This window comes from Mesorhizobium sp. ES1-6, assembly GCF_020164775.1.
Taxonomy (GTDB): Bacteria; Pseudomonadota; Alphaproteobacteria; order Rhizobiales; family Rhizobiaceae; genus Mesorhizobium.
Genome location: NZ_JAIUGU010000001.1, coordinates 373,477 through 395,148, shown reverse-complemented (window position 1 = coordinate 395,148; position 21,672 = coordinate 373,477). Strand labels below are relative to the sequence as shown.

Annotated in this window: 22 protein-coding genes; 7 read left to right on the top strand and 15 right to left on the bottom strand. The window is 63.0% G+C overall.

The features are described 5' to 3' along the window. Positions 1-199: 199 nt before the first annotated feature. The 3 genes from LB564_RS02135 to LB564_RS02125 all read left to right on the top strand — a co-directional run bounded on the left by LB564_RS02135 (position 200) and on the right by LB564_RS02125 (position 2,715). Positions 200-724, top strand: a complete 525-nt coding sequence (locus LB564_RS02135) for a dihydrofolate reductase family protein (RefSeq protein ID WP_224534617.1) — start codon at positions 200-202, stop codon at positions 722-724. 198 nt (positions 725-922) lie between these two features. Next, positions 923-1,834, top strand: coding sequence for an agmatinase (locus LB564_RS02130; RefSeq protein ID WP_224534616.1), 912 nt, complete (start codon positions 923-925; stop codon positions 1,832-1,834). A gap of 110 nt (positions 1,835-1,944) precedes the next feature. After that, positions 1,945-2,715: an outer membrane protein gene (locus tag LB564_RS02125; RefSeq protein ID WP_224534615.1), complete on the top strand. Its 771-nt coding sequence runs from the start codon at positions 1,945-1,947 to the stop codon at positions 2,713-2,715. 76 nt (positions 2,716-2,791) lie between these two features. Here LB564_RS02125 and LB564_RS02120 read toward each other — a convergent pair whose 3' ends face one another. The 6 genes from LB564_RS02120 to LB564_RS02095 form a co-directional block, all read right to left on the bottom strand. After that, on the bottom strand, positions 2,792-3,202 hold the full coding sequence (locus tag LB564_RS02120) for a hypothetical protein (RefSeq protein ID WP_224534614.1): 411 nt from the start codon (positions 3,200-3,202) through the stop codon (positions 2,792-2,794). A gap of 3 nt (positions 3,203-3,205) precedes the next feature. Then, positions 3,206-4,087: an aldose 1-epimerase family protein gene (locus LB564_RS02115; RefSeq protein WP_224534613.1), complete on the bottom strand. Its 882-nt coding sequence runs from the start codon at positions 4,085-4,087 to the stop codon at positions 3,206-3,208. A 157-nt stretch (positions 4,088-4,244) separates the two neighbouring features. Continuing rightward, positions 4,245-4,961, bottom strand: a complete 717-nt coding sequence (locus tag LB564_RS02110; RefSeq protein ID WP_140701172.1) for a Bax inhibitor-1/YccA family protein — start codon at positions 4,959-4,961, stop codon at positions 4,245-4,247. 23 nt (positions 4,962-4,984) lie between these two features. Next, complete coding sequence (locus tag LB564_RS02105) at positions 4,985-5,758, bottom strand: anti-sigma factor family protein (protein WP_224534612.1); 774 nt, start codon at positions 5,756-5,758, stop codon at positions 4,985-4,987. After that, positions 5,755-6,285, bottom strand: coding sequence for a sigma-70 family RNA polymerase sigma factor (locus LB564_RS02100; RefSeq protein ID WP_411910182.1), 531 nt, complete (start codon positions 6,283-6,285; stop codon positions 5,755-5,757). Before LB564_RS02100 ends, LB564_RS02105 begins: the two co-directional genes overlap by 4 nt. A gap of 75 nt (positions 6,286-6,360) precedes the next feature. Next, positions 6,361-6,954 (bottom strand): histidine phosphatase family protein, encoded by a 594-nt coding sequence (locus LB564_RS02095; protein ID WP_224534610.1) that lies wholly within the window; start codon positions 6,952-6,954, stop codon positions 6,361-6,363. Positions 6,955-7,073: 119 nt separating this feature from the next. On the opposite strand from LB564_RS02095, the gene LB564_RS02090 reads away from it, so the two are divergent. After that, complete coding sequence (locus LB564_RS02090; protein ID WP_224535392.1) at positions 7,074-8,258, top strand: aromatic amino acid transaminase; 1,185 nt, start codon at positions 7,074-7,076, stop codon at positions 8,256-8,258. A gap of 87 nt (positions 8,259-8,345) precedes the next feature. Beyond that, positions 8,346-9,170 carry a nucleoside triphosphate pyrophosphohydrolase gene (gene mazG, locus LB564_RS02085; protein ID WP_140701163.1) on the top strand — a complete coding sequence of 275 codons (825 nt, stop codon included), beginning with the start codon at positions 8,346-8,348 and terminating at the stop codon, positions 9,168-9,170. Between the two features lie 54 nt (positions 9,171-9,224). On the opposite strand, the gene hflX is transcribed toward mazG, so the two are convergent. From hflX to dusB, 8 genes are all read right to left on the bottom strand, one after another. Next, positions 9,225-10,616: a GTPase HflX gene (hflX, locus tag LB564_RS02080; RefSeq protein ID WP_224534609.1), complete on the bottom strand. Its 1,392-nt coding sequence runs from the start codon at positions 10,614-10,616 to the stop codon at positions 9,225-9,227. Beyond that, positions 10,617-10,862, bottom strand: a complete 246-nt coding sequence (hfq, locus tag LB564_RS02075) for an RNA chaperone Hfq (RefSeq protein WP_006202172.1) — start codon at positions 10,860-10,862, stop codon at positions 10,617-10,619. It lies immediately after the preceding gene. Between the two features lie 144 nt (positions 10,863-11,006). Further along, entirely contained in the window at positions 11,007-11,870 is an 864-nt protein-coding gene (locus LB564_RS02070; protein ID WP_140701159.1) for a D-amino-acid transaminase, read from the bottom strand. Between the two features lie 86 nt (positions 11,871-11,956). Continuing rightward, on the bottom strand, positions 11,957-13,318 hold the full coding sequence (locus LB564_RS02065) for a sigma-54-dependent transcriptional regulator (RefSeq protein ID WP_015317919.1): 1,362 nt from the start codon (positions 13,316-13,318) through the stop codon (positions 11,957-11,959). After that, positions 13,308-15,593, bottom strand: a complete 2,286-nt coding sequence (locus tag LB564_RS02060) for a sensor histidine kinase NtrY-like (RefSeq protein ID WP_224534607.1) — start codon at positions 15,591-15,593, stop codon at positions 13,308-13,310. The genes LB564_RS02065 and LB564_RS02060 overlap by 11 nt, the downstream gene beginning before the upstream one ends. A 129-nt stretch (positions 15,594-15,722) precedes the next feature. Further along, positions 15,723-17,183 carry a nitrogen regulation protein NR(I) gene (gene ntrC, locus LB564_RS02055; protein WP_140701157.1) on the bottom strand — a complete coding sequence of 487 codons (1,461 nt, stop codon included), beginning with the start codon at positions 17,181-17,183 and terminating at the stop codon, positions 15,723-15,725. Next, positions 17,180-18,322, bottom strand: coding sequence for a two-component system sensor histidine kinase NtrB (locus LB564_RS02050; protein ID WP_140701155.1), 1,143 nt, complete (start codon positions 18,320-18,322; stop codon positions 17,180-17,182). The genes ntrC and LB564_RS02050 overlap by 4 nt, the downstream gene beginning before the upstream one ends. After that, positions 18,319-19,347 (bottom strand): tRNA dihydrouridine synthase DusB, encoded by a 1,029-nt coding sequence (dusB, locus tag LB564_RS02045; RefSeq protein ID WP_224534605.1) that lies wholly within the window; start codon positions 19,345-19,347, stop codon positions 18,319-18,321. Before dusB ends, LB564_RS02050 begins: the two co-directional genes overlap by 4 nt. A gap of 140 nt (positions 19,348-19,487) precedes the next feature. Here dusB and LB564_RS02040 point away from each other — a divergent pair, with 140 nt between their 5' ends. Together LB564_RS02040 and LB564_RS02035 are read left to right on the top strand one after the other, a co-directional pair. Beyond that, positions 19,488-20,717 (top strand): bifunctional 2-C-methyl-D-erythritol 4-phosphate cytidylyltransferase/2-C-methyl-D-erythritol 2,4-cyclodiphosphate synthase, encoded by a 1,230-nt coding sequence (locus LB564_RS02040; protein ID WP_224534604.1) that lies wholly within the window; start codon positions 19,488-19,490, stop codon positions 20,715-20,717. Next, positions 20,714-21,223, top strand: coding sequence for a CinA family protein (locus LB564_RS02035; RefSeq protein ID WP_224534602.1), 510 nt, complete (start codon positions 20,714-20,716; stop codon positions 21,221-21,223). The genes LB564_RS02040 and LB564_RS02035 overlap by 4 nt, the downstream gene beginning before the upstream one ends. On the opposite strand, the gene LB564_RS02030 is transcribed toward LB564_RS02035, so the two are convergent. Then, entirely contained in the window at positions 21,199-21,657 is a 459-nt protein-coding gene (locus tag LB564_RS02030; RefSeq protein WP_140701147.1) for a type II toxin-antitoxin system RatA family toxin, read from the bottom strand. The two genes, LB564_RS02035 and LB564_RS02030, sit on opposite strands and share 25 nt — an antisense overlap. Positions 21,658-21,672: the final 15 nt, after the last annotated feature.

Sequence of the window (21,672 nt, the reverse complement as noted above, 5' to 3'; positions counted from 1 at the left end):
CCGATCTGTGCCCACGTGTTAGTTCCATAATCTATCTTATGCGACTTATGGATGCAGGCGCAAAGTTGAAGGCGCGCGGCAGCAACAGCCCTCATCAGAAAAAATTTGGGCACGTGTCGGGCCGCTTCGGTTTCGTTCGTCTTGTAGAAGGATCGCGTGGATTGGTCCCGCATAGCTGACACGAGCGGAGATTTTGCACATGGCGAAGATCGTCTTCGGAATGAACGTGTCGCTGGACGGATACGTCGACCACGACAAATTCGCGCCTGATGCGGCGCTGTTTCGTCATTGGATCGAACACGTGCACGGGCTAACCGGCAGTTTGTACGGTCGCCATATGTACGAGATCATGCGCTACTGGGACGAAGACCGGCCTGAATGGACTCCGGATCTACGCGACTTTGCAGCGGCATGGCGGCGGCAGCCGAAATGGGTCGTGTCGCGCTCGCTGAAGTCTGTCGGCCCTAACGCCACACTTGTCGGGGATGACACGGAGGCTGCGGTGCGCAGGCTTAAAGATGAACTGCCGGGCGAGATTTCGGTTTCCGGACCGGGCCTGGCGCGAAGTTTGACCGAGCTTGTCGATGAATATCGACTTTACGTCCACCCAGTCGTACTCGGTCGCGGCAAGCCGTTTTTCGCCGCCCCCCGACCGCGGCTGCGCCTCGTGGCCAGCGACCGGATCGGCGGAGACGTCATCAGGTTGACTTACGTTCCTGCCTGATTTCACAAAATCGCCTTACGGGATCAGGCCCTCTGTCACCAAAATTATCCCGTGTGGTTGCGTTCAGTTCATAAGAGACGAACTCGCCTGCCCGAGCCCATGCGGCGGGCGGTTTCGGCTGTGGAATCCGGCTGACGAACCAACTACCCTGCCCCAATCTGCTCACCGCGCTTCGGCTGGACGCAAAAGGCACAAGAAATGACCGCTCGACCTTCCTTTCTCGGCTTGCCCGATCGCCTCGCCGATGGTGTGACGCCTCGTTCGGTAATCTTCGGCGCCGGTCACGGCAGCACCTATCCCGGCAAGGACAGCAGCGCCTATGCCCTTGCCGCCGACGCCGTCCGTGCCGCGAGCCTTGACGATGCCGGGCTCGTCGAACACTGGGATTTCGATCTCGGCGGGCCGCTGTTTGACGGCAAGTCGGTCTGTTGCATTGATGCCGGCGACATTTCGACGACCATGCATGACAATGCCGGCAATCGCGCCCGGATCGAGGCCAAGACGCGCGAGATCCTGGCCTTGCCGGCTGTGCCCATCCTGCTCGGCGGCGACTGCTCGGTGACCATCCCCTTCCTCGCCGGTTTTGCGGACCAAGGTCCGGTATGGGTCCTGCAGATCGATGCCCATATCGACTGGCGCGACGAGGTGCATGGCGAGCGCTACGGCTATTCGAGCCCGATGCGGCGCGCCAGCGAGATGCCGCATGTCGCCGGCATGGTGCAGGTTGGTCTCCGCAGCGTCGGCAGCGCCCGCCTTGCGGAAATCGAAGCGGCACAACGCTACGGCAGCCGTTTCGTGACCGCCCGCGAGATCCACACCCAAGGTGTCGAAGCCGCCCTGCGGCATATTCCGGAAGCAGCGCGGGTTGTCGTCACCCTGGATTTCGACAGCCTCGACCCTTCCATCATGCCGGGCGTGGCGGCGCGTACGCCAGGCGGCCTCACCTACACGCAATTGATCGACCTGATCGCCGGCCTTGGCAGGCGGGCCAAAATCGCCGGTTTCGACCTCGTCGAGTTCTATCCTCCCGCCGACATCGACAATCTGTCGGCGCTTACCGCCGCCCGGGCTCTCGTAAATGTGATCGGAACCATTGTGCGACGGGTTTGAAATCCGGCCTTTCAGTATGAGCGATTGATGAATATTCAGGCAGTGCGACTGAAACATCACACATGATTTCAGAGTATGCGCATATACTGACGTCATCGAATTCTGGCGGGATGGAGAAGACGAAAGTGAAAATTCTGGCAATACTGGCGCTGGCAGGGCTCAGCGCAACAGCGGCATCGGCCGCGGATTTGGCCGCGCCGGTCGCCGGTTCGGCTTACGACTGGAGCGGTTTTTATGCCGGCGCGCATATTGGTGTTGCCAACGGCCACATCAAGGCGACGGACATACAGACGCCGGGTGGCGGATTCTTCACCGACATCATCACTCCCGGCGGGGCGGGTTCGGACTTCAGTTTCAGCGAAACGAACATCGCGGGAGGCGCTCACATAGGCTACCAGACCCAGTGGGACCAGTTCGTCTTCGGCGGCGAAGCAAGCTGGACCGCCACCGGCATCGACAAGACAATCACCAGCCCCTACTTTCCCGACAGCGATACCGAGACAGGCAAGCTGAAGCATTACGCGACGGTGGTTGCCCGGGTTGGCTATGCGTTCGATCGGTTCATGGTCTATGCCAAGGGCGGCTACGCTGGCGGCGAAGTCAGCTTCAGGGCATATGATTGTTGTTCCCAGGCTCAAGGCGTCAGCTATGAGCAGAGCGGGTGGCAGAACGGCTATGCGGTTGGCGCGGGTATCGACTACGCCCTCACCGACAAGCTGATCCTTGGCGTCGACTACACGCACATCGATCTCGGTTCCAAGAGCGGGACGGGACCCAATGTGTTCGACGACGGCTCGCTCGGAAGCAATCCGGAGACATTCAAGATCAAGGCCCGGGCCGATGTGGTCATGGCACGGTTGAGTTACAAGTTCGGCAATTGATTGATCGACAACACCGATTGGGTTGGCCCGGCCTTGCGCCGGGCTTTCTTTTTGGGGGCAAACAACCGGACTTAGTCTAGAAGAATGCGTCGAGAAAAGCCGCCGGCGCATCCGAGACGCCGACGATCTTGTTCGTTGCCTGGCGATAGAATTTGAAGTTGAGCTCGGTTTCGGGCCGGCCATCCTTCCAGTCCTTAAAGCGCTTGAGTTCATCGCGGCCCAACCGTCCGCTCGCCAGGGCGGTACGGCGAATGGAAACGCTGACGCGTGGCGTCTGCCGCTCGAGTTCGAGACGTTTGGGGACGGTGCCGGCGGATGTCACGACGCCGCGCGCGACAAGCCCCTGCCCGCCTTCGTTCTCGCTGGCGAACAGGAAGACGATGTCACCCTCGGCGATGTGCTTGCCGCCATACATGGTTTTCTGGGCGGCGAAGACGAAGGCCTCCGACCGCGGGTCCCTGATCTCGGCCTTGATGGCATACGCCATGGCTTACGGTTCCCGGCTGAAGCCTATCCGGTAGTTCAGCACGCGCCGGGCGCCCGGCTCGATCAGCATGACACCCGGCTTCTCGGCGAACTCGCCGTCGAAATCGACAGGGCTGGTGATCCCGTGCCAGGGCTCGATGCACAGGAACGGTGCGCCGCCGGGTTTGGACCAGATGCCCAGTTCCTGAAATCCCCGCCATGAGACCTCGATCGCCGGGCCGCGATCGGCGCCGTAGCGAACACTGTGGCTGGCTGGGCTGTCCAGGATCACGGCATCCTCATCGAAGAGCCGCTCGGAGAGCTCGAGGATATTGCCTTTGACAGGCGTCGGCTGCGCCGCCGGAAGCAGAAGGCCTTCCTTCAGGCGGCGGATTGGTGCCCGCTCTGGTTCGGCGAAGGTCAGCCGGTAGGCCTGCTTGGGCAATTCCGGCAGCAGCGGCCAGTTGAACGCCGGATGCGCCCCGATCGACGCCGGCATCGGCTCGTCGCCGGTGTTGGTGATCTCGAATCGTATCTCGAGTTGCCGCTCACCCAGCGCATAGGTCACGGCAAGGCGAAATGCGAACGGGTAATGCGTTCGGGTCTCCGCGTCGTCGGTGAGCAGCAGGCTACAGGATCGCGAGCTCCTCTGCGCCCAGGCAAACGGCTTGTCGCGGGCGAAGCCGTGCTGCGTCATCGAATAGGTCTGGCCGCGATGGCGCAGCTGATCGCCCTTCAGCCGGCCGACGATCGGAAACAGCACCGGTGAATGGCGCCGCCAGGCCGGTCCAGCCTGCCACAGGAACTCAAATCCTCGTGCATCCCGCAGGGAAACCAACTCGGCGCCGTGTGCGAGGATGGTTGCCGATATGCCGTCGCCATGAAGCGTCAGGCCGTCCTGTTCCATTTGTCCTCGCGGTTTGTCTGGCTTGGCCGGCAGGCTAGCAAATGGTCGGGCGTGAACTCAAGGCGGCGGTGCGAGCCAGACGTCTTTCGAACGAAAATGGCCGGAGGTTCCCTCCGGCCACGCCAAGACTCAAAGCTGTTGCCTGCTACGGTCCGGACTATTCGCGCTCACCGGTGAAATTCAACAGCAACTGGAAGATGTTGATGAAGTTCAGATAGAGCGAGAAGGCGCCGAAAACGGCGAGCTTCTGGCGCGATTCGCCGTCGAAATTCTCGGCATACTGTTCCTTGATCGTCTGCGTGTCCCAGGCGGTCAGGCCGATGAACACGGCGATGCCGATCACCGAGATGGCGAACTGCAGCGCGGTCGAGCCGAGGAAGATGTTGACGATGCTGGCGATCACCACGCCGATCAGGCCCATGATCAGGAATGACGAGAACTGGGTCAGGTCACGCCTGGTCGTGTAGCCGTAGAGGCTGGTGGCGCCGAACATGGTGGCGGCGATGAAGAAGGTGCGCGCGATGCTGGTTCCGGTGAAGACCAGGAACACCGAGGCCAGCGACAGGCCCATGACAGCACAGAAGGCCCAGAACATCGCCTGCGCGCTCGATGCCGACATGGTTTGCATCTTGAACGAGAACAAAAGCACGAAGGCGAGCGGCGCCAGCATCACCACATATTTCAGCGGGCTGGAAAAGATCGGCACGTAAAGCGCCGGCGTCGACGACACCATGAAGGCGACAAGGCCGGTGACGACAAGGCCGAGGCCCATATAGTTGTAGACGCGCAGCATGTGCTGGCGCAGGCCTTCGTCGTAGACGGCTCCGGACCGGGCGCCCGCGCCGACGCGGTATCCCATATTTGGGGTATTCATCTCAATTCTCCTTTGCGGGTCGATCAGTAAAGCGTTCTGGCGAGCGTCTCCGCGGCGCGGTCGAGGTCATGGACCCCGCTTTTCGCGACAACCGCATAGGCGACCTCTCCGATCTGGAAATAGGCCGACGAAATATCGCCCGAAGGCGCCACGGTCGGCTTGACCACGTCGAAGCTGCCCGGCCGGATCGCGAACAACGACACCAGGCCCATATCCTTCGTATCGACGGCCATCTCGACGCTCGGTCCGAAGCGCGACGGATAGATCTGCACGTCGCGGACCTTCCAGTCCTTCGGCAGGGATGGCATGACGATGGCGGTGGCGGCGCGGATCTCGCCGGCATTGTAATTGGGCGCCTCGGTTTGCGAGGGCATGCTCTCACGCACCAGTGTCGTCCTGTGTGCCCGCACGGCCTCATCGACATAGGCAGGCGGCTGCGGCGAGGCGATAACCTTGGTCACCGACATCGGTCCGATGATGCCATTGGCCAGCCAGCCGGCGCCGACCAGGGCGGCAACCGTCGCCGCACGCTGCAGCACGCCGAAGATGCGGCCCCGGCCAAGCCCCCTCTCCAGCCGCCGCGCGGCATCGGCCGTCGCCGGCCGCGCCATGCCCTGGGAGCCGGCGAGCGCCACGCGCAGCTCGTCGCGGGTCCTGAGATCCAACATCACACGCGCGGCCGTCTCCGGACGCGCGGACAGGAAAGCTTCGACCTCGATGCGGCGGGTGACATCGAGTTGATCGTCGACATAGGCGTCGAGATCGGCGTCTGTGACCGGGTAGACCAAAGTGGTCATGAGTCGCCTCCCACGATCCTGAGATGATTTTTGCCGCGCGCCGGTGCGTCTTCCATCTGGCGCAAGGCGGCCCGCGCCCTGCCGATGCGCGACATCAGCGTGCCCAGCGGTAAACCGCTGGCATTGGCGGCCTGCTGGTAGGAAAGGCCCTCGATGGCGACCAGATGCAGGGCCGAGCGCTGCTCTTCCGGCAGGCTGAAGAAGGCTTCGCGCACCTGCGCAAGGCGCACCGAATGCTCCTGCGGCGCCGGCGTGCTGCTGTCGGCCAGATATCCGGCCTGTTCGAGGCGCGCGGCTTCCGACCGGCGCGAGCGCACCCTGTCGATGAAGGTGTTGTGGACGATCGACAACAGCCAGGCTCGCAGGTTTCCGCCCGAGCGGAACGTGCCGCGCCGCTCATAGGCACGCACCAGCGCGTCATGTACGAGATCCTCGGCCTCGACGCCGTCGCGCGTCAGCGAGCGCGCGTAGCGCCGCAGCGACCCGAGCTGTCCTATGATGTCAAAGCGTGGCATCGACCGTTTCATGCCCTGTTTACGGAGCACGTGGGGATTTTAATCCCGGCTACCGCCAAATTTTTCGCCGGGCATCCGACGCCGCACTCAAGCCTGGCGCGGATTTGCCGTTTTGGGAACCGTCACGCCACAAGCGCGCAGCACCCACCGGCGGCCGTCGCTGCGAATATCGGTGATGCTCAAGGGTTCGATGTCGATCTTCGCGCTGGCGGCAAGCGGCGCGCCGAGAACGTGCAGGATAGCGGTGCGGATGACGCTGGCATGCGTCACGGCGATGGTGTGGCCGGCTTCGGCAATCAATCCATCCATCAGCTTTGACGCCCTGCCCGCTACATCGGCCAGCGACTCGCCACCATGCGGGGCGGTATTGGGATTGGTAAGCCAGGCAACGATCTCATCCGGCTGTTGCGCCCGCACCTCTTCGAAGCTCCTGCCTGACCACCGTCCGTAATTCTGGTCCGCCAGCAGCGGTTCGACCGATGCTTCCAGCCCCAACGTCTCGGCGGTCTGGCGAGCCCGCAGCGCCGGCGCGGTCCAGACGCGATCGGCGCGGCGCAGCGTCCCGCGCATCGCCGTGGCCGAGGTCAGCGATCTCGGCTCCAGCGACTCATCGGCCGGAAACGATCCTTTCCGGGTCGCCGCCGTGGCGCCGGCACAGATCATGGTCAAACGGACGAGCATGGAGCATGCTTTCTCTGAAGTGGTTGAAAGCCGCACCAACAGGTGCCGGCGCAATCAAAACCGCTGGTGAAACGTAGCCAATTTGCGTATCACTCCGCCGCGCCAACGGAACCATAATGATGTTCGAAGACCTGCAGCCAGCTCCCGCCGACAAGATTCTCGCGCTGATCGGGCTCTATCGCGCCGATCCACGTCCTGGCAAGGTCGACCTCGGCGTCGGCGTCTACAAGGATCGCGACGGCAAGACGCCGGTCATGCGCGCCGTGCGCGAGGCCGAGAAGCGGCTGTTGAATAGTCAGGACACCAAGACCTATCTCGGCCTTGCCGGCGATACCGGCTTCAACACAGTCATGGCCAAGCTCGCCTTTGGTCCGGGCGCCGACATGGCGCGCATCCGCGCGGCACAGGCGCCTGGCGGTTCCGGTGCGCTGCGGCTGGTGGCGGAACTGCTCAAGCGCACACGGTCGGACGCGACGGTGTGGGTCTCCGACCCGACCTGGCCGAACCATATGCCGGTGATGCGGGCCGCCGGCCTGCAAATCCGCGAATACCCCTATTTCGACGCGACTTCGGGCGCGGTTCGTTTCGACGACATGCTGGCGGCGCTGCGGACGGCGCAGAGCGGCGACGTGGTGTTGCTGCACGGCTGCTGCCACAACCCGACCGGCGCCAATCTGGACGCCGCTCAGTGGGAGGCCGTGACCGATTTTGTCGTCGAGCGCGGTCTGCTGCCGTTTGTCGACATCGCCTATCAGGGCTTCGGCGATGGCCTGGAGGCCGATGCCCTCGGCTTGCGGCTGCTGGCGGCGAAAGTTCCGGAAATGGTTGTCGCGTCGAGCTGTTCGAAGAATTTCGCCGTCTACCGCGACCGTGTCGGTGCTGCGATGGTCCTGGCCCGGGACGGCGCGCAGGCGGACATCGCGATGAGCCAGATGCTGTCGGCGGCGCGCGCCATGTATTCGATGCCGCCGGACCATGGCGCGGCCGCGGTACGCATCGTGCTGGAAGACGCCGCGCTGCGTGCCGACTGGGAAGCCGAACTCGAGGAGATGCGCCTGCGCATGCTGCGGCTTCGCGTGGCTTTCGCCGAGGCACTGCGCCGGCAATCCAACTCCGACCGTTTCGACTTCGTTGCCAGCCATCGCGGCATGTTCTCCAGGCTCGGCCTCACGGAAGCGCAGGTCGAACGGCTGCGCGCCGAGCACGCCGTCTACATGGTCGGCGACAGCCGCATCAACGTGGCAGGCCTGCCGGAGGACGGCATGGATGACCTCGCCAAGGCGATCGTTTCCGTGCTGGACTGACGAAGCTGATACGGTGCAACTGTGGACAAGGTCCCCTTCCCGGCTGACAGCGTTGGCCGCGCGGCGTCGGCGCGATAGCATTCCCGCATGACACCATCGAAAGACATTTCACGCCTGATCGAGATCATGGCGGCGTTGCGCGCGCCGAAGACCGGTTGCCCGTGGGATATCGAGCAGAATTTCTCCACCATCGCGCCTTATACGATCGAGGAAGCCTATGAGGTGGCCGATGCCATCGCACGCGGCGATCTCGACGATTTGCGCGACGAGCTTGGCGATCTCCTGTTGCAGGTCGTCTACCATGCCCAGATGGCGCAGGAGGCCGGCGAATTCGCCTTTGGCGACGTGGTCCAGGCCATCACCACCAAGATGATCCGCCGCCATCCGCATGTCTTTGGCGACGAAAAGGCCCGCAGCGCCGGCCTGGCCAAGGGCATGTGGGAAAAGATCAAGGCGCAGGAGAAGGCCGAGAAGCGACAAGCCCGCCTCGCGCGAGGCCTCGACCCCGAGGACAATGGCAAGGGCTTCCTGGACAGCGTTCCGGTCGCCCTGCCCGCCTTGACGCGAGCCCTGAAACTTCAGGAAAAAGCCGCCCGCGTCGGCTTCGACTGGAGCGAGGCTGCCCCCATCCTGGACAAGATCGAGGAAGAAATCGGGGAGTTGCGCGAGGCACTGGCCAAAGGTGAAACGGCCGAGATCAAGGACGAGTTCGGCGACATGCTGTTTGCCGTCGTCAATCTCGGCCGCCATCTGAAGCTCGATTCGGAGGCAGCACTCAGCGGCACGAACGAGAAATTCCGCTCACGTTTCCACTATGTCGAGCAGGCCCTGGACAAATCAGGCGGCTCGCTGGAGGAAGCTACGCTGGAAGAAATGGAAGCGCTCTGGCAGGAAGCAAAGACCGCGAAGTAGGCCCGGCAATTCCTTACGAGAAACGCGATACAATTTTCCCGGAATTTACGCGCGTTACCCGTTGTTTTTGCGACGCAGTCGGCTTTCGATCTCTTCGCGGGCGCTTTGTGTGGCCTTCAGCGAAAGGGTAGCGCTGCCGTCGTCATTGTCAGTCCGCGAAACGACGTCACCATTGCGATAAAGCCAGTCGACCAAGCCGAACTGTGCCGGCTCGATCGTCACCGTCAGATCTTCGAGCTCGCCGGCCATCCGGGTTTCGATGATGGCCTTCAGCGCATCGATGCCTTCGCCCGATACCGCGGATACGGCAATTGGCGGTTCCTTGCTGCCGTCGGCACCGTCGGCTAGCAGCCGCTGCCTGTTGCCGTCGTCCAGAAGGTCGATCTTGTTCCAGACTTCGATGACCCGCTTGGTGTCGCTGGCATCGACGCCGAGGTCGGCGAGGATGCGCTCGACGTCCTCGGCCTGCGCAGCCGTATCGGGATCGGAAATGTCGCGCAGATGGATGACCAGATCGGCCTCGACCACCTCCTCCAACGTCGCGCGGAAAGCCGCGATCAGATGCGTCGGCAGGTCCGAAATGAAGCCGACCGTGTCGGAAAGAATAATCGGTGTGCCATGTGGCAGGCGCACGCGGCGCAGGGTCGGATCAAGCGTGGCAAACAGCATGTCCTGCGCCAGCACCCCTGCTCCGGTCAGCTTGTTGAACAGCGTCGACTTGCCGGCGTTGGTGTAGCCGACGATCGCCACCACCGGAAACGGCACCTTCTTGCGCTTGGCGCGGTGTAGGTCACGGGTGCGGCGCACGGTTTCCAGCTCGTGCTTCAGTTTTATGATCTTTTCCTGCAACTGCCGCCGATCGGATTCGATCTGCGTTTCACCGGGACCGCCGAGGAAGCCGGCGCCGCCGCGCTGGCGCTCCAGGTGGGTCCAGCTGCGTACCAGGCGGCCCTTCTGGTAGTTGAGATGGGCAAGCTCGACCTGCAGCGTGCCTTCCTTGGTACGCGCCCGCTCCCCGAATATCTCCAGGATCAGCCCGGTACGATCCAACACCTTGGCGTTGAATTCCTTCTCGAGATTGCGCTGCTGCACCGGCGTCAGCGGGTGGTCGACGATGACCACTTCCGCGTGACCTTCCTTGACGATTTCGGCCAACTCCTCGACCTTGCCGCTGCCCAGCAGCGTCGCCGGGCGAGGGTCGTTGACGGTCACGACCGCCGTATGGATCAGATCTAGGTTGATGGCGCGGGCAAGGCCGACTGCTTCGTCGTGGCGCGCCTCGGCCGAGCGGGTCAGCCGGGGACGGTTCGTGTCGTCATCGCCGCGCTGCTGGCGGGTAAGCACCGGCACGATGACAACAGCCCGGGTCGGGGCTTCGGCTACCGTCCCGGGATGATGTGCTGGTTTTCCGCGAACCGTGCCGTCCGCGTCCTTCTCACGTGCCAATCAGGCGCCCTGGCTTTCCTCGCCATCGAACATCTGAACCGGCTGGCTCGGCATGATCGTGGAAATGGCGTGCTTGTAGACGAGCTGGGAGTGGCCGTCGCGGCGCAACAGGACGCAAAAATTGTCGAAAGAAGTGACCACGCCGGTCAGCTTCACGCCGTTGATAAGAAAGATGGTGAGCGGGTTCTTGCTCTTGCGAACTGAATTCAGGAACAGGTCCTGAAGGTTTTGCGATCGTTCCGCCATTGTTTTTGTCTTTCGCCGATCCCCTTCGGTTTGCAGCCAATGCGCCAAATTAGCGGGCACATGTCAAGCGCGCAAACACCCTCTTGCCGTCAGTAACGACAAGCAGAACGAGATATATTGATGTTCATTCCACCTGAGCGGTTATCAGGCTGGACTTTTTTCCGCAATGTCAAAAAAGGCCTGCCGCAACGAAAGTGTTATTGAGCCGGGGTGTCCGTTGGCTACGGGATCACCGTCAATGGCCACGATCGGCATGGCAATAGTCGTCGCCGAACTGATGAATGCTTCGCGGGCCGCCTTGGCCTCGGCGACGGAAAATCCACGCTCCTCGATCTTCAGGCCGAGCTTTGCCGCGACTTCGAACATGGTGGTGCGCGTGATGCCGCGCAAAATGCCATGTTCGGCCGGCCGGGTGACCAGAACGCCGTCCCTGGTAACGATCCAGGCATTCGACGAGCCACCTTCCTTGACGTTGCCATCGGTATCCACGAACCACGCCTCCTGCGCGCCCGCCTCCTTGGCCTTCTGCTTGGCCAACACATTGGGCAGCAGTCCGACGGTCTTGATGTCGACACGGTCCCAGCGGTTCTCCGGCACGGTGATGACCGCGATGCCGGTCTCGGCGCGTTTCGTGCCGGCGGCAGGATCCGCCTTCCTGGCTGTCACCACCAAAGCCGGCTTGGTGTCCGCCGACGGAAAAACGAAATCGCGGCTGGCGACACCACGCGTCACCTGAACATAGACCAGACCGTCGACGACATGGTTGCGGTTGACCACCTCGCGCAGGATCAGCGGCAACACGTTGCGCGTCACCGGCCAGGCGATCGACAGTTCGGTCAGCGAGCGGTTAAGCCGGGCAAGGTGGCGCGGCATGTCGACGATGAAGCCGCGCGCCACCTCGCAGACCTCGTAGACGCCGTCGGCGAACTGATATCCGCGATCCTCGATATGCACGGCGGCATCGGCATGAGCGATGTAGCGCCCGTTCACATAGGCAATGCGCGGCATTTGTCACCTCGGGGAATTTGGTCCGGCCTGTTTAAGCGATTCCGCCCTTGAGGTAACGGACAATCGCGTGGGCCACCGGGTATCCGTCAGACGCCCAGCGACTTCAGCTTGCGATGCAAGGCGGAGCGTTCCATGCCGATGAACTCGGCGGTCTTCGAAATGTTGCCGCCGAACCGGTTGATCTGGGCGATCAGATAGTCCTTTTCGAACTGTTCGCGCGCCTCGCGCAGCGGCAGCGCCATGATGTGCTGGTCCGACTGGTTGGGTGTGCGCGGCATGACATCGCCGATTTCGGACGGCAAGAGATCGGCGGTGATCGGCGCGTCGACGTCCTCGCCGCGCGCCAGGATCATCAGCCGCTCGACATTATTGCGCAGCTGGCGGACGTTGCCCGGCCAATTGTGCGCCTGCAGCACGGCCAGTGCGTCGTCGCCGATGCGGCGCGGCTTGATGCCGGCCTGGCGGGCGATCTGCTTCATGAAATTGTCGACGAGATAGGGAATGTCCTCGCGCCGCTCGGCAAGTCCGGGCACCATGACCGGGACGACCGCGAGACGGTGGTAAAGATCCTCGCGGAAACGCCCGTCGGCGATCATCGCCTCCAGGTTCTGCGAGGTCGAGGAAATGATGCGCACATCGACCTTGACCCGCTTCGTGCCGCCCACCCGCTCGAACTGCTGTTCGACCAGCACGCGCAAAATCTTGTTCTGCGTCTCGCGCGGCATGTCGGCCACTTCGTCGATGTAGAGAATGCCGCGATGGGCTTCCTCCAGCGCTCCCACCTTGCGTTCGACCCCGTTCGATTCGGTGCCGAACAATTCGATCTCCATGCGTTCGGGCGTGATGTTGGCGGCGCTCAGCGTCACGAAAGGCCCACCCTTGCGTGTCGACAGCGTATGGATGGCGCGCGCCGCCAGTTCCTTGCCCGAACCGGAGGGGCCAACGATCATCACGCGGCTGTTGGTCGGCGCGACGCGCTCGATGGTCTGGCGCAACTGGCTCATCGCCGACGACATGCCGATCAGGTCGAAGGTTTCGCCGCTGCGCAGTTTGAGGTCGGAAACCTCGCGGCGCAATTTCGAGGTCTCGAGCGCGCGCTCGGCGATGAGGATCAGCCTGTCGGCCTTGAACGGCTTCTCGATGAAGTCATAGGCGCCGCGGCGAATGGCGGAGACCGCCGTTTCGATGTTGCCATGACCTGAAATCATCACCACGGGCAGGTTCGGATGCATGGTCTTGATCTCGTCGAGCAACGCCAACCCGTCCAGACGCGAACCCTGCAGCCAGATGTCTAGGAAGATCAGCCTCGGCGCCCGATCGGCGATGGCCGCCAGTGCACTGTCGGCGTCGAATGCCGTACGGGTTTCGTGACCCTCGTCACTGAGGATGCCTGCGACGAGCTCGCGGATGTCTTCCTCGTCATCGACGATGAGAATATCAGACGCCATTACCGACCTTTTCAGTTTCTCGTTCGTGGTCCGCCCTGCCTTCGCCGCGCGTTGGGGTGCCGGCGGAGGGCGGCAGGATGATGCTGATCATCGCGCCGCGCCCGCCATGGAAATCCGCAGGCGCGTCATGGAGTTCCAACCTGCCGCCATGGTCCTCCACGATCTTCTTGACGATAGCGAGACCAAGTCCGGTGCCCTTCTCGCGTGTGGTCATATAGGGCTCCAGCAGCCGTTGGCGATTCTCGCGCGGCAGACCTTTGCCATTGTCGATGACGTCGATGCGAATCGCGCCATTGTGGCGGCCGGCTTGAATCCGGATTATGCCGTGCGAGCCGTCCTTCTGTTCCAAACCGTCGATCGCCTCGGCGGCGTTCTTGATCACATTGCCGAAGGCCTGGGCCATCAGCCGGCTGTCGAACGTGCCCTTGAGTGGTTCATTGCCGAATATCCGCTCGAAGGTGATGTCGGCGCGGCTGACTTCGACCAGGAAAGAAGCCTCGCGCAGTGATTCGCGAAGGTCGATGGCCTTCATCTCGGGTTTTGGCATGCGCGCGAAAGCCGAGAACTCGTCGACCATGCGGCCAATGTCCTCCACCTGCCGGATGATTGTGTCAGTACACTGGTCGAAAACTTCGCGATCCTCGGTGATCACCTTGCCATAGCGGCGCTTGATGCGCTCGGCGGAAAGCTGGATCGGCGTCAGTGGGTTCTTGATCTCGTGGGCAATGCGCCGCGCGACATCGGCCCATGCGGACGAACGCTGGGCCTGAACCAGGTCGGTGATGTCATCGACCGTCACCACATAGGATTTTTCCTCGGAGCCATCGTCGCCTGCCTCGATCGTGACCTGCACATTGAAGGTCCGCTCGGCGCCGGCGCGATAGAAGGTCACCTGCTCGCGGTAAACCGGTTTGCCGGACTTGCGGCCAATCTCGAAAACGCGGCCGACATGCGGCAGGACAGCGGAAAGATTCTGCCCAAGGGCCGCGCTGGCGGAGATGGCCAGCATGGTCTCGGCCGAGCGGTTGACGATGGTGACGATGCCATATGGATCGACGCCGATGACGCCGGCCGTGACGCCGGCAAGCACCGCTTCGGAAAAACGGCGGCGCTCGTCGATCAGGTCCTTAGCGGACAGGATTTCGTTTCGCTGCGATTTCAGCTCGAGCAGCATCTTGTTGAACGTGTCGCCAAGCGAGGCGACATCGCCGTCGGACGGCCGCACCGGCACCGCAACGTCCAGGTTTCCGGTAGCAACCTCGTCGGCGGCACCAATGAGCTGCCGGATTGGCCGCACCAGACGGTCGGCGACGGCAATGCCGGTCCAGATCGCCGACAGGATGACAATCAGCGTCAGCGACAGGTAGGGCAGCGCGAAGGCCACCTGCGAGGTGCGGCGATTGTCTTCCAGACCACGATATTCGTCAGTGTTGGACCGCACGATCTGGCGCGCCTTGATCACATCGGGATCGACAAGGCGGATGGTGTAGAGATAGAGCCCTTCGATCTCGCGCAGCTTGACGATAGCGCCCATGATGTTGCGCGTGCGCGGTTCGATCAGCACGGGCTTGCCGTCTTCGGCACTGGCCACGGCGCCTTCGGGTGGCTCCGGCATGGCGAAATCGACATCGGTCTTCGCGCTCATGACGAAGGAGCCGTCGGCCTTGATCAGCGCGGCGTGGGCAAGCGAGCGGCCCACGGCCTCCTTGTTCATCAGATCGAGAAAGCCGGTGCGATCGAGGCCGTAGAGCGTCCGCGACGCATCGAGGTCATAGGCCATCGACAATGTCGTGCCCTGCAGGTTGCGCGCGTTCTCCTGAACATAGGCGTCGGCGATCGACAGGGATGAGTTGACGATCGTCTTGGTGCGAATCTCGAACCAGCGATCAAGGCCGATGTCGAGCGTGATCGATGCGATGATCGCCACCATGATGGCCGGAATGGCGGCGACGAGCGCGAACATGGCAACGATGCGCACATGCAGCCTCGACGCAGCCTTGCCATGCCGGCGTGCCATGATGATGCGGTGCACCTCACGGCCGATCAAGGCTATGAGGAAGAGCACGAAGGCGGCGTTGAGTGCGATCAGCGACCAGGTCGCCTTGGCGTCGGGCGCGATCGGAGTGGCGCCCACCAGGATGGCAAACGAGATGGCCGCCATGATCAGCGCGCCGACAACCGCCACCACGCCGGGCAGCGCCAGCAGCCGGCGCCCGTCGCGCGCGCCGGGTTTGCTAAAAAGCGGTTCGTTCAGTGTTGGTGCCTGCGAAGCCATATCGCCGTCTAGAACCAGTGATTGCGTCCGATCTATGCAACGCATTGTGGCGATTATGCAACAAGTGTGACACGGACGGGAATCTTTCCCCGTTCGGTCCCCTGAAAAGATGGTGTGCCTGGCGCGGGCTCAGGTCTGGCGCGATGACTTGTAGACGTTGACGCCCAATTCGCGAATCTTCTTGCGCAGCGTGTTGCGGTTGAGCCCCAAAAGCTCCGCGGCCTTGATCTGGTTGCCGCGGGTTGCCGTCATCGAAGCCAGTACCAACGGATATTCGACTTCGGACAGAATGCGCTCGTAGAGGCCGGCGGGCGGCAATTCGCCAGCAAAGGAGGCGAAATAACGCTGCAGGAAGTGCTCCACCGCCTGACCGATGGAAAGATCGTCGGGAATGAGGTTGCCGGCACCGGGTACCACCGGGCGCTCGCCTGTCTTGAGCTCAGCCTCGATGATTTCGGCTGAAATCTCGTCCTGCGAATAGAGCGCGGCGAGCCTGCGAACGAGGTTTTCAAGCTCGCGCACATTGCCCGGCCAGGGATAGCGCTTCATCAGTTCGATGCCGCCCGAAGAGATGCGCTTGGTCTGCAGCCCCTCCATCTCGCCAAGCTTGAAGAAATGCCGGACCAGGTCGGGCACGTCCTCGGAGCGTTCGCGCAGCGCCGGCAACCTGAGCGGCACGACGTTGAGACGGTAGAAAAGGTCCTCGCGAAAGAGGCCCTGGTTGATCAGCGTCCGCAGATCCTTGTTGGTGGCGGCAACGATGCGCACATCGGTCTTGATCGGCGTGCGGCCGCCGACGGTCGTGTACTCGCCCTGCTGAAGGACCCGCAGCAGGCGCGTCTGCGCCTCCATCGGCATGTCGCCGATCTCGTCGAGGAACAGCGTGCCGCCCTCGGCCTGCTCGAAGCGACCGGTCGAGCGGTTCTGCGCGCCGGTGAAGGCGCCCTTCTCGTGGCCGAACAATTCCGATTCGATGAGATCTCGCGGGATCGCCGCCATGTTGATGGCGACGAACGGACCGCCTCGGCGGCGTCCATATTCATGCAGCGCCCGCGCCACCAGTTCCTTGCCGGTGCCCGATTCGCCCGAGATCATCACCGTCAGGTCGGTCTGCATCATGCGCGCCAGCATGCGGTAGATGTCCTGCATGGCGGCCGAACGGCCGACCAGCGGCATCGATTCGGGCTGCTCATCCGGCCGCGTGTCGATCTTTGGCCGGCGGGGCTCTGACAGCGCGCGGTTGACGATGTTGAGGAGCTCCGTCAGGTCGAACGGCTTCGGCAGATATTCGTAGGCGCCGGTTTCGGAAGCACGGATCGCCGTCATGAACGTGTTCTGGGCGCTCATGACGATGACAGGCAGTTCCGGCCGCGCCTTCTTGATGCGCGGCAACATGTCGAAGGCGTTCTCGTCCGGCATCACGACGTCGGTGATGACGAGATCACCTTCCCCGGCCGCCACCCAACGCCACAGGGTCGAGGCGTTGGAGGTGACGCGCACCTCGTGACCGACACGCGACAGGGCCTGATTGAGCACGGTGCGAATCGCCGCGTCGTCGTCGGCGACGAGAATATTGCCGCGAACGGTCATTTGCGATCTCCTTCGCCATCTTGATCGGCGCCCAGCGCCGTTTCCTTCCAGGCCGGCATCAGGACCCGGAACGTCGTTGCGCGCGGCGTCGAATCACATTCGATGATGCCGCCATGTTCACCGACGATCTTGGCGACCAGCGCCAGTCCCAGCCCCGAACCGTTCGGCTTGGTGGTGATGAAGGGATCGAACAGGATCGGCAGGATATCTTCCGAGACGCCGGAACCATTGTCGCGCACGCAGAACTCCAGCGGCAAAGATACACGGTCCTGCGTGCCCGGGACCGAAACGCGAATGCCGGGCCGGAAGGCGGTGGACAGCACGATCTCGCCCTGGGGATCGCTGCCGATCGCCTCGGCGGCGTTCTTGACCAGATTGAGGAACACCTGGATCAGCTGGTCGCGATTGGCGAATACCGGAGGCAATGATGGATCATAATCTTCCAATATCTTGATTTTCTTTGCGAAACCGTTCTTTGCAATCGCCTTCACATGATCGAGCACGACATGGATATTCACGGGATAGCGGTCGATCGGCCGTTCGTCCGAAAACACCTCCATACGGTCGACCAGCGACACGATGCGGTCCGTCTCGTCGGTGATCAGCCGCGTCAGCGCGCGATCCTCATCGGACGCCGACAGTTCGAGCAGTTGCGCCGCTCCCCTGATGCCGGAGAGCGGGTTCTTGATCTCATGCGCCAGCATCGCCGCCAGGCCGGTCACCGAGCGTGCCGCACCGCGATGCGTCATCTGGCGGTCGATCTTGTCGGCCATCGATCGCTCCTGGAACATGACCACGACGGAACCCGGAAATTCCGGCACCGGCGCGACATAGAGATCGACGACCTTCTCGATGCCGAGGCGCGGTGACGAGACGTCGACCCGATACTCGTTGACGGGCGCGCGGCGCTCGCGCACCTGGTCGACCAGCGTCAGCAACGGGCTGCCGAACGGTATGAGTTTGGACAAGGTGTTGCGCGCCAGCATGGTTGCGCTCGAGCGAAAGAAATCCTCGGCATCGGCGTTGGCGAAGGTGATGAACCCTTCCTCGCTGATCATGATCACCGGGCGGCGAATCGTGTTCAGCACGATCTGGGCGGCATCCGCCATTTCGGTGCCCTGGACGGCGGTGGCGGTCATGCGGCGCTCCGCAGGTTCAAGGTTTGCGGATCGCGCGAGAACACATCGCGCAGCAAGGCAATGACGCGGGCCGGTTCGAACCCGGTCATGATCGCTTTTCTAGTGTCGCCGGCGGCACCTTCGGCATGTCGGTCTAGATACCAGCCGAGATGCTTGCGCGCCTGCCGCAGGCCGCTCTCGATGCCGTAAAGCGCCAGCATGTCCTCGTAATGGGCAACGACATAATCGGCGAGCGCCTGGCGGGTCTCGGGAATGCCGGGCGAAAATGTCCCGGCCGCGGCCGACGCGATGCTGCCGGCGATCCATGGCGCGCCATAGTGGGCACGGCCGACCATCACCGCGTCGGCGCCGGACTGTTCGAGAATGAGCGAGGCTTCGGCAGGCGAGCATACATCGCCATTGGCGACGACCGGGATGGATACGGCCTCTTTGACGCGAGCGATGGCGCGCCAGTCCGCCTTGCCCTGGTAGAACTGGCAGCGTGTGCGGCCATGGACAGTGACCATCCTGACGCCCGCCTGCTCGGCCCGGCGTGCAAGGACGGGAGCGTTGAGTGCACCTTCGTCCCAACCCAGCCGCATTTTGACCGTCACCGGCACCTTGACGGCGCCGACCACGGCCTCGATCAGCGAAAGCGCGTGGTCGAGGTCGAGCATCAACGCCGAGCCGGCATAGCCACCGGTGACCTTCTTGGCCGGGCAGCCCATGTTGATGTCGATGATGTTGGCGCCCTCACCGGCGGCGATCCGAGCGCCTTCGGCCATGTGGATAGCCTCACGGCCGGCAAGCTGCACCATATGGACGGGCAGGCCGGAATGGCGTATGCGCAGATCGCAGCCGGCCCTGCCCTTGGCGAGTTCGCCGCTTGCCACCATTTCGGACACGACCAAGCCGGCGCCATGCGCATACGCGCGCTGCCTGAACGCCTCGTCGGTGATCCCCGACATCGGCGCGAGGAAAACGCGGTTGCGGATTATCACGCCGCCGACATTGAACGGCGCTGCCAATCTGATCAAGTTAACCATGCACAAAAACCAAGCATGTCCATTCGTTGCACATTCTCTAGCCAGATCGAGAGAAATGTGCAACGCGCAATGACGCCACATTAAGGCGCAATTGGGAAAAAGCTGGCCTTCGTCCTTGGCCGCGACTAGGACCAGACGGCATGACGGGCGCTACTGAAAATCAGGCTTCGGATCCGGGTGGCAAAGTCGCGGTGGTTATCGTCGCGGCAGGCCGCGGCGCGCGCGCCGGACAGGCCGATGGTCCCAAGCAATATCAACGAATTGGCGGTCGCGCCGTCATCGCTCGCGTCATCGACATTTTTCTGGCGCACCCGCTCATCGGCCGGATCGTCGTGGCCATTCATGCCGAGGACCGCGAGCTTTTCCGGCAAGCGGTCGGCACCGACGCCGATCGGGTGACGGCAATCGCCGGGGGCGCAACCCGGCAGGATTCGGTTCGGCTCGGGCTGCAGGCGCTGAGAAGCTACGCGCCGGACAAGGTTCTCATCCACGATGCCGCACGCCCCTTTGTCGACGTGGATCTGATCGACCGCACCATCGCGGCTATCGGCGAGCGAGAGGGCGCGCTTCCCGCACTGCCGGTCGCCGACACGCTGAAACGCGAATCGGCCACCGGCATGGTCGGCGAAACAGTCCCCAGGAGCGGGCTGCACGCGGCGCAAACGCCGCAAGGCTTTCCATTCCTTGCCATCATGACGATGCATGAGGAAGCCTACAGCAGCGGCAAGACCGACTTTACCGACGACGCGTCGATCGCAGAATGGATGCAGATGCCGGTGAAGCTCGTTCCCGGCTCGCCGGACAATGTCAAACTCACCTGGGCACGGGACATCTCCATGGCACACCAGCGGCTTTCCAGCGAACGGGCGCACTTCCCCGATATCCGCACCGGCAATGGCTATGACGTCCATGCCTTCGAGCCCGGCGACCACGTCACGCTCTGCGGCGTCGCCATCCCGCATGACAGGAAACTGTCGGGCCATTCCGACGCCGATGTCGGCCTGCACGCCCTGACCGACGCACTGTTGGCGACCTGCGGGGCCGGCGACATCGGCACGCACTTTCCGCCGTCCGATCCGCGGTGGAAAGGCGCTGCCTCGCGCATATTCGTCGAACATGCGGCAAGACTGGTGCGCGAGCGCGGCGGGCGCATCGCCAATGCCGACATCACGCTGATCTGCGAGGCGCCGCGCGTCGGCCCGCACCGCGAGGCGATGACATCGGTCCTTTCCCAGATGCTGGGCGTTTCGGCCGACCGCATCTCGGTCAAGGCGACAACCAACGAGAAGCTCGGCTTCGTCGGTCGCGAGGAAGGTATCGCGGCGATCGCCACCGCCAGTGTCGTGTTTCCCGGCGAGGTTCCGGAATGACCAACGGCGAACTGGCAATCGCCCTGTTCGAGGCCTGCCGCGAGCGCGGCATCATGCTGGCGACGGCGGAAAGCTGCACGGGAGGCATGATCATCGCCGCGCTGACCGACATCGCCGGCTCTTCCGCCGTGGTCGATCGCGGCTTCATCACCTATTCCAATGAAGCCAAGATGGACATGCTCGGCGTTCGCGCCACCACGCTCGACGCGCATGGCGCGGTATCCCGCGAGACGGCAACCGAGATGGCAGCCGGTGCGCTTGCCCGTTCGCGCGCCGCGCTGACGATGGCGGTCACAGGCATTGCCGGTCCGGGCGGCGGTTCCGCGGAAAAGCCGGTCGGGCTGGTCTGGTTTGGCGTTGCCGTCAACGGCCGACCCGTGACGGCCGAACGAAAGCTGTTTGCCGACAATGGCCGCGACTTCATCCGCCGGGAAACGGTCAAACATGCGCTGGAGCTCGGCTTGCAGGCACTTGGCGAGAGTCAGGCCGCCGGTGTCTTGCCGTAGATGACATCAGCGCGCTTCTCGAAAGCCTCGGCGAACATACGGAAGGCACGATCGAACATCGTGCCCATCAGCGCGCCCAGGATGCGGCTCTTGAATTCATAGTCGATGAAGAAGCGCACGGCGCAGCCGGCGCCGTCTGGCTCGAAACGCCAGACATTGCTCAGATATTTGAACGGGCCGTCGATGTATTTCACATCGATGGCGTTCTCGTCGGGCTTCAGCAGCACCTGCGTGGTGAAGGTCTCACGGATCGCCTTGTAGCCGATGCTCATGTCGGCGACGAGGATGGTGCGTCCGTCACGCTCCTTGCGCGAGCGGACCGTCAGCGCCTCGCAAAGCGGCAGGAATTGCGGATAGGTCTCGATATCGGCGACCAGCGCGAACATCTGCCGAGGCGTGTGGGCAACGCGGCGGGTGGCTTCGAATTTCGGCATGAACCCGGCTCTAAA

Bases quoted from the DNA above. Each gene is read 5' to 3' on its own strand.
- LB564_RS02070 (WP_140701159.1), bottom strand. From the start codon at position 11,870: ATGCCGCGCATTGCCTATGTGAACGGGCGCTACATCGCTCATGCCGAT.
- LB564_RS02030 (WP_140701147.1), bottom strand. From the start codon at position 21,657: ATGCCGAAATTCGAAGCCACCCGCCGCGTTGCCCACACGCCTCGGCAG.
- LB564_RS02060 (WP_224534607.1), bottom strand. From the start codon at position 15,593: ATGGCTTCGCAGGCACCAACACTGAACGAACCGCTTTTTAGCAAACCC.
- mazG (WP_140701163.1), top strand. From the start codon at position 8,346: ATGACACCATCGAAAGACATTTCACGCCTGATCGAGATCATGGCGGCG.
- LB564_RS02050 (WP_140701155.1), bottom strand. From the start codon at position 18,322: ATGACCGCCACCGCCGTCCAGGGCACCGAAATGGCGGATGCCGCCCAG.
- LB564_RS02105 (WP_224534612.1), bottom strand. From the start codon at position 5,758: ATGACCACTTTGGTCTACCCGGTCACAGACGCCGATCTCGACGCCTAT.
- LB564_RS02120 (WP_224534614.1), bottom strand. From the start codon at position 3,202: ATGGCGTATGCCATCAAGGCCGAGATCAGGGACCCGCGGTCGGAGGCC.
- LB564_RS02040 (WP_224534604.1), top strand. From the start codon at position 19,488: ATGACGGGCGCTACTGAAAATCAGGCTTCGGATCCGGGTGGCAAAGTC.
- LB564_RS02130 (WP_224534616.1), top strand. From the start codon at position 923: ATGACCGCTCGACCTTCCTTTCTCGGCTTGCCCGATCGCCTCGCCGAT.
- LB564_RS02035 (WP_224534602.1), top strand. From the start codon at position 20,714: ATGACCAACGGCGAACTGGCAATCGCCCTGTTCGAGGCCTGCCGCGAG.
- LB564_RS02090 (WP_224535392.1), top strand. From the start codon at position 7,074: ATGTTCGAAGACCTGCAGCCAGCTCCCGCCGACAAGATTCTCGCGCTG.
- ntrC (WP_140701157.1), bottom strand. From the start codon at position 17,183: ATGACCGTTCGCGGCAATATTCTCGTCGCCGACGACGACGCGGCGATT.
- LB564_RS02065 (WP_015317919.1), bottom strand. From the start codon at position 13,318: ATGGCGTCTGATATTCTCATCGTCGATGACGAGGAAGACATCCGCGAG.
- LB564_RS02110 (WP_140701172.1), bottom strand. From the start codon at position 4,961: ATGAATACCCCAAATATGGGATACCGCGTCGGCGCGGGCGCCCGGTCC.
- dusB (WP_224534605.1), bottom strand. From the start codon at position 19,347: ATGGTTAACTTGATCAGATTGGCAGCGCCGTTCAATGTCGGCGGCGTG.
- LB564_RS02095 (WP_224534610.1), bottom strand. From the start codon at position 6,954: ATGCTCGTCCGTTTGACCATGATCTGTGCCGGCGCCACGGCGGCGACC.
- LB564_RS02115 (WP_224534613.1), bottom strand. From the start codon at position 4,087: ATGGAACAGGACGGCCTGACGCTTCATGGCGACGGCATATCGGCAACC.
- LB564_RS02125 (WP_224534615.1), top strand. From the start codon at position 1,945: ATGGAGAAGACGAAAGTGAAAATTCTGGCAATACTGGCGCTGGCAGGG.
- LB564_RS02100 (WP_411910182.1), bottom strand. From the start codon at position 6,285: ATGAAACGGTCGATGCCACGCTTTGACATCATAGGACAGCTCGGGTCG.
- hfq (WP_006202172.1), bottom strand. From the start codon at position 10,862: ATGGCGGAACGATCGCAAAACCTTCAGGACCTGTTCCTGAATTCAGTT.
- LB564_RS02135 (WP_224534617.1), top strand. From the start codon at position 200: ATGGCGAAGATCGTCTTCGGAATGAACGTGTCGCTGGACGGATACGTC.